Here is a 6,303-nt window from a genome sequence, read left to right as displayed (position 1 = left end):
GGGCGTAGGGAGGGGCGGCGAAGCCGGTCGACGCCGACTCGGGGCGGGTTGTTGACCCGATAGACGGGCTGATGCACCCTTGAGCGGCAGGTTGTCGAGTGTTCGGGGGTGGCACCAGGCACTGATAAGCGGCGACGGCCCCTGGTCCGAACTTTCGGGGTGCCGCAGCCAATGCACGGCCTCGGGATTCCTGCCGTCATGTGCCGACTTACGGTATTGGCCGTAGGTTTGGGCAGTAAGTATCCAAAGCCACGTTCACCATGTTGCTGGCGTCTTCGTGGGTGAAGGTGGGGATGTCGTAGCCGGCGACCTTCCGCAGTTCGACCTGCGCGGCGAGGGTGGCGTTGACGACTGCATCATATTGCTGCGGCGCCGGCGGTGCGAGGGCGTAGCAGATTTGGTGGCCGTATCCGCGGAAGATGTGCATTGTGGCTTCGACGCCGCGGTCGCCTATGCCTTTTTCGGCTAGTCGGCTTGAGTAGAGGTCGTCTTCGGATTCCGGTGCGGGGGCGGTGACGAGTTTTTCGACGGTGATGGTTTGTGTGGTCGGCGGGCCGGTGGTGACTTGGAGGGCCGCGTACATGGCTCCGGCGCCTACGGCGGTGGCAACAATCGCTGGGATGAGGATTTCTTTGAGCCTATTGGGTGGGGTGTAGTCGGGTTGATCGGCTAGTTCCCATGCGGCTAGCGATTCGGATTCTGGTTTGGGTGGTATGTAGTTGGTTTCCATGTCTCCAGCGGGGGCGGTGGCGTCGACTGGCTCGCTCATGGGCCGCACCTTAGCCACTTAAGTGCCTGCGAAGTGGACAAATGTGCATTTAGTCAGTGTGGCGGCGCGAAATCTGACGTCGGTCCCGCTGGACCGCCCGCACTTGACCCGCGGCGGCATGGATACGCGGGGAATGGAGCGCCGTCGCTAGCAGGGCCGCCAAGTGCTCGGCCAACTCGGCACTCAACGCGACCAGTATCACGCCGTGAGCAGGATCGGTGAACTGAACCGAAACCACGTCGGCGTCCCAATACCGGGGATTCAGTGAAACGGCCAAACTGTTGGGGTCGGGCTGTAACAAGGCGGTCAATTGTTGTCTTCGATCCAGATTTTGCGGGGCTTCCAGCTCAACGGCTTCGCGGCAACGGCGGCACCGGCCCCAGGGACGGCACCGGGGGCAGTCATCCCCGGTCTGTTCAGCGGCGGGCGGCGCAATCACGCCGGGGTCAGCCGCTCAAGTTGTTCTAGTAGTGCACGGCGCTGGAGTTCCGGGTCGGCGGAGTAGACACCCCGGCTAACCCGGACAATGTGCCCGCTGTCGGCAAGGTGGCACAGGCACAGGGTGCGGCTGGCCCGAAGCCCCGACATTCCGAAGTGCTGCGCAACATCGCGGACGCCTACTGCGCCGCCCTCTGTTTAACGAACGCCAGCACGCCGCCGGATAGCGTGCCGGTTCGGCCGCAGACGGGACAAGTGTCCATTGGTTTTCCAATTCGCTTATCAAAATGTTTTATCTACATTTAGAATAACACCAATTTTGGAGCAACCTCGGTCCCGCTTGTTTTTCGTGTTACGGTTCAAATAGAGACAAAATCGAATAGCCCACGGCTAACGCCCGGGGATGAGACAACCGTCAGACGGGGATAGGTTTTCGCGCTCTGAGATGGCCCGACGTACACGCCAGATTCTCTCAGCCGCGCATATCCGATCCGATTGGTGATTTACCGGAACGTCCAAGCTAGAGCCGGAGCGTTCGCAAGTGTGGTAACCCAAGTGCCCGCCCTAGCCCATATGGGGGCAAGACTGCCCTGGATAGCCATTTCAGCCCCGCAGGGAAAGAGTGAGCGAAGACCGCACATCCATACAGTTTTCTTCCCGTACTATTCCACAATAAAACAGGCGGGAGAAGACAGGAGAACAACATGGCCCACATGGCCCGCTGGGGCATCTTCCTCGACACCGAAGAAACCGACCCCATCAAAATCGCCAAACAAGCACACCAGCGTGTCGTCAACGACCCCAACGCCACAACCTGGCACATCACTAACCTCGACACCGGGGAAATCTACGTCGTGGACATAGGGACCATGGAAATCATCCCGGCACACGTCGAGTTGGATTGAAACAGACCCCAAGAGGGGGAGGGTCGGACGGACGCCCGCAACCGCATTCCTAGCTGGATTATCCCGTCCACAACACCATCTGACGGATTACTGCGGTATGAGCGACACCAAGCGGAACCAACGGGCTGGCATAGACGACAGGTGGCACAAGCGGGTCAAGCAACCCGACGGCACGATGCGCACCGAACGGTCGCCCCTCTACGAACGGGTAACCCGCTGGCGAGTGAGGTGGGTAGACGACACCAGCAAGGAACGAACCAAGTCATTCCAGCGCAAGCCCGACGCCCAAGCATTCCTAAACACCCTGACCGCTGACGTGGTGCGCGGCGATTACGTGAGTCCCGACAAAGCTGGGGTCACCTTCGGGACCGTGGCAGAAGACTGGTACAAAACGAAATCTCACCGCAAGCCAAAGACTCTCGCGGGTTATCGGGGACTACTCGACACCCTCGTGTTGCCGCGCTGGGAATCCGTACCCCTCAAAGATGTTGACTACCGTGAATTATCACAGTGGTTATCGGAGCTAGGGGTGGACGGTTCGCAGAACGGCAAGCCGTTGTCAGCATCGCGAATACGCCAGGCCCACCAGCTTGTTCACGCGGTTTTCAAGTACGCCCAGCGGTCGGGACTAGTGTCCAAAAATGTTGCCGCCCAAGTGGAGCGCAAACACGACCTACCCACAGAGAACGAACGGGTACAGCACGCACTGACCCATGCCCAGCTGATCGGGCTGGCCCGCCATATGGGGCAGTACGCCACCCTGACGCTTGTTCTCGGGTACACCGGTATCCGATTGGGTGAGGCGGCCGCGCTGCGGCGGCGCAACGTCAGCGTCGGCAAGTTGTCCATCATGGAATCGGCCACCAGGGTTACCGGTCGCGGCATGGTGACCACCAAAACCAAGACGGGCAAGAACCGAGACGTAGCCGTTCCCGGCCCTGTATGGGACGTACTGGAGCCGGAACTACCGGACGACCCTGTTGCTCTGGTGTTCCCCAACCCGGCAGGCACGGAGCTAACCAACCATCAGTACCGCTACCTGTTGGACAAGGCGGTGGCGGCGATGCAGGCCGAAACGAACGCCGCCAGGAACCTGGAACGGGCCAAGCGCGGCAAAGCCACCACCCCCGAATTTCCCAGCATCACCCCCCACGACCTACGCCACACCTGCGCACCCCTGCTCATTTCATCCGGCGCAAACATCAAAGTGGTACAGCGGCAGCTTGGCCACGCCACGGCCGCGATGACCTTGGACCGCTACGGCCACCTGTATGACGCTGACCTGACCCGTGCCGCCGACGAACTAGGCAAGGCGATTAAGGGCACTGCGGTACCGCTGCGGTATGGGGCGGGCATAAAAAAAGTCAGGGCCAGCTAGAAAATTGGCCCTGACCTGTGGTGGCAGGTACAGGATTCGAACCTGTGTAGGCTTCCGCCGACGGATTTACAGTCCGCTCCCATTGGCCGCTCGGGCAACCTGCCGTAGTGCGCCTAGCAGACTACAACGAGGATGTACCTCAGACGCAAACGGCCAGCACAACTCAAAGAGAGGACAGGTCTCGTGGCGGACTCATCGTTCGACATCGTCAGCAAGGTCGACCGGCAGGAGGTCGACAACGCCTTGAACCAGGCCGCCAAGGAGCTGGCCACCCGGTTCGACTTCCGCGGCACCGACACCACCATCGCGTGGAAGGGCGAGGAAACCATCGAGCTGGTCAGCTCCACCGAGGAGCGGGTCAAGGCTGCCGTCGACGTGTTCAAGGAGAAACTGATCCGCCGCGACATCTCCATGAAGGCGTTCGACGCCGGGGACCCGCAGCCGTCAGGCAAGACCTACAAGGTCAGCGGCAGCCTCAAGCAGGGCATCGACGCCGAGCACGCCAAGAAGATCAACAAGCTGATCCGCGACGACGGCCCCAAGGGCGTCAAGTCCCAGGTCCAGGGCGACGAGATCCGGGTGTCCTCGAAGAAGCGCGACGACCTGCAGGCCGTGATCGCGCTGCTCAAGGGAGCCGACCTGGACGTCGCCTTGCAGTTCGTGAATTACCGGTAACCGGTACCGCTGGTCCGACCGACCGCCCGGTGCTTAGGCTGGGGATCGTGACTACCGAAGAGGTCGTGGACGTCGTCATCATCGGAGCGGGCATCTCCGGTATCGGCGCGGCTTATCGCATCACCGAACGCAACCCCGGCACTAACTACGTCATCCTGGAACGGCGTGAGCGCATCGGTGGGACGTGGGACCTGTTCCGCTACCCCGGGGTGCGCTCGGACAGCAGCATCTTCACGCTGTGCCTGCCCTATGAGCCCTGGACCCGGCGCGAACGAGTCGCCAACGGCGACGAGATCCGCGACTACCTGACCGACACCGCGCGCAAGCACGGCATCGACGAGCACATCCGGTTCAACCACCACGTCACCGCGGCCGACTGGGACTCGGCAACCGACACCTGGACGGTGACGGCTGACGACAACGGCACCCAGCGGACCTACCGCGGCCGGTTCGTGTTCTTCGGCTCCGGCTACTACAACTACGACGAGGGCTATACCCCGGACTTCCCGGGGTTCGAGACGTTCGCGGGGACGCTGGTGCACCCCCAGCACTGGCCCGAAGAATTGGACTACACCGGCAAGAAGGTGGTGGTGATCGGCAGCGGCGCCACCGCGATGTCACTGGTCCCGGCGCTGGCCAAGCGCTCCGGCCACGTGACCCTGCTGCAGCGCACCCCCACCTATCTGATCTCGGCGACCATGTACAGCCGTTTCGTTGACGTGGTCGCAAAACTGTTGCCCCGCAAGTTGGCTCACCCGATCATCCGGTTCGTGATGGCCCTGTTCGAGGGCTATGTCTGGTTCTTGGCCCGCAAGACTCCCCCGCTGCTGAAGTGGATCCTGCGTCGCACGGCCGTGCAGAACCTGCCGCCGGGCTACGCCGTGGACACCCACTTCAAGCCGCCGTATGAACCGTGGGACCAGCGACTGTGCCTGATTCCCGACGCCGACCTCTACACCGAGATCAGCGCCGGGCGAGTCGAGATGGTCACCGACCGGATCGACCACTTCGACGCCACCGGCATCGCATTGCAGTCCGGGGCCCATCTGGACGCCGACATCATCGTGACCGCCACCGGACTGCAGCTGCAGGCGCTCGGCGGAGTGCGAATCAGCCTGGACGGCACCGAGATCAAGCCCACCGACCGATTCGTCTACAAGGCGCACATGCTCGAAGACGTACCGAACCTGTTCTGGTGCGTCGGCTATACCAACGCGTCCTGGACCCTGCGCGCCGACATCACCGCCCGCGCCACCGCCAAACTGCTGGCGTACATGGCTTCTCGCGGCTACACCCACGCATACCCACACCTCGGCGACCAGCCGATGGACGAGAAGTCGGCGTGGGACATCCAGGCCGGCTATGTGCTGCGCGCGCCGCACGCGCTCCCGCGGTCGGGCACCAAGCGGCCCTGGAATGTGCGGCAGAACTACTTTGCCGACGCCCTGGACTTCCAGTTCGATCAGATCACCGAATCGATGGTGTTCGGGCGGGCCGGTGAGCCGGTACCGCTGGCCGGCTAGGTCAATCCTCACCCCGTAGCGCGGCGATGCCGCGGTCCAGTGCGGCCTCCAAGAAGCCGAGATCGCCGGTGGCGAGCAGGATGCCGACGCCGCCCTGGATGCCCGCCAGCAGGGCGGCTGCCGCGGAATCGGCGTCGATGCGCCCCGCCATTTTGCCGCCCTGCTGCATCGCGCGGATCCCGGTCGCGATCTCGGCGTGCCATTGCCGGATCAGCAACGAAGTGACGGCTTGGGCCGCCGGCGTGGTCCGCCCGAGTTCGGACATCAGCACCGCCAGCGGGCAGTGCTGCCCCTGTCGGCGGTAACGCTCCACCACGGCGTCGCGCCAGCGCTGCCAGGCCGCCCAGGACGTGAGTTCACCCAGGTAGGGCTGCTGATCGGCCAGCACCAACTCGGCCTCGTGTTCGGCGACGGCGAGCAGCAGCTGGTCCTTGCCACCGGGAAAGTAGTGGAAGAGCTGACTCTTGGAGGTCTGGGTGCGCGCCCGGATGTCATCGAGCGTGGTGGCCGACACTCCGCTGGCACGGATCTCCGCGGCGGCGCCCTCGATGATCCGCCACCGAGTGGCCGCGCCCTTGCTGGTCAATTTTTGGACTTGCGGGTCCAATTTGATAG

6 protein-coding genes and 1 tRNA gene are annotated in these 6,303 nt (G+C 62.9%); 4 read left to right on the top strand and 3 right to left on the bottom strand.

Translation table 11 applies throughout. From position 1 onward, the window contains the following. Positions 1 to 208 precede the first annotated feature (208 nt). Positions 209 to 769 (bottom strand): DUF732 domain-containing protein, encoded by a 561-nt coding sequence (locus ABW16_RS13740; RefSeq protein WP_109519592.1) that lies wholly within the window; start codon positions 767 to 769, stop codon positions 209 to 211. A gap of 1,142 nt (positions 770 to 1,911) precedes the next feature. Between ABW16_RS13740 and ABW16_RS13730 the strand changes: the two genes are divergently transcribed. Together ABW16_RS13730 and ABW16_RS13725 are read left to right on the top strand one after the other, a co-directional pair. After that, positions 1,912 to 2,112: a hypothetical protein gene (locus tag ABW16_RS13730; RefSeq protein ID WP_047319713.1), complete on the top strand. Its 201-nt coding sequence runs from the start codon at positions 1,912 to 1,914 to the stop codon at positions 2,110 to 2,112. 97 nt (positions 2,113 to 2,209) lie between these two features. After that, complete coding sequence (locus ABW16_RS13725) at positions 2,210 to 3,490, top strand: tyrosine-type recombinase/integrase (protein ID WP_052956907.1); 1,281 nt, start codon at positions 2,210 to 2,212, stop codon at positions 3,488 to 3,490. 18 nt (positions 3,491 to 3,508) lie between these two features. Here ABW16_RS13725 and ABW16_RS13720 read toward each other — a convergent pair. Then, a tRNA-Tyr gene (locus ABW16_RS13720) sits at positions 3,509 to 3,594 on the bottom strand. Between the two features lie 79 nt (positions 3,595 to 3,673). On the opposite strand from ABW16_RS13720, the gene ABW16_RS13715 reads away from it, so the two are divergent. Then, positions 3,674 to 4,165 carry a YajQ family cyclic di-GMP-binding protein gene (locus ABW16_RS13715; protein WP_047319712.1) on the top strand — a complete coding sequence of 164 codons (492 nt, stop codon included), beginning with the start codon at positions 3,674 to 3,676 and terminating at the stop codon, positions 4,163 to 4,165. A gap of 47 nt (positions 4,166 to 4,212) precedes the next feature. Then, positions 4,213 to 5,688, top strand: coding sequence for a flavin-containing monooxygenase (locus tag ABW16_RS13710; protein ID WP_109519591.1), 1,476 nt, complete (start codon positions 4,213 to 4,215; stop codon positions 5,686 to 5,688). 1 nt (position 5,689) lies between these two features. On the opposite strand, the gene ABW16_RS13705 is transcribed toward ABW16_RS13710, so the two are convergent. After that, entirely contained in the window at positions 5,690 to 6,295 is a 606-nt protein-coding gene (locus ABW16_RS13705) for a TetR/AcrR family transcriptional regulator (protein WP_047319711.1), read from the bottom strand. Positions 6,296 to 6,303 lie beyond the last annotated feature (8 nt).

It is taken from the genome of Mycolicibacter heraklionensis, assembly GCF_001021505.1.
GTDB classification, from domain to species: Bacteria; Actinomycetota; Actinomycetes; order Mycobacteriales; family Mycobacteriaceae; genus Mycobacterium; species Mycobacterium heraklionense.
This window is presented reverse-complemented; position numbering and strand designations above follow the sequence as displayed.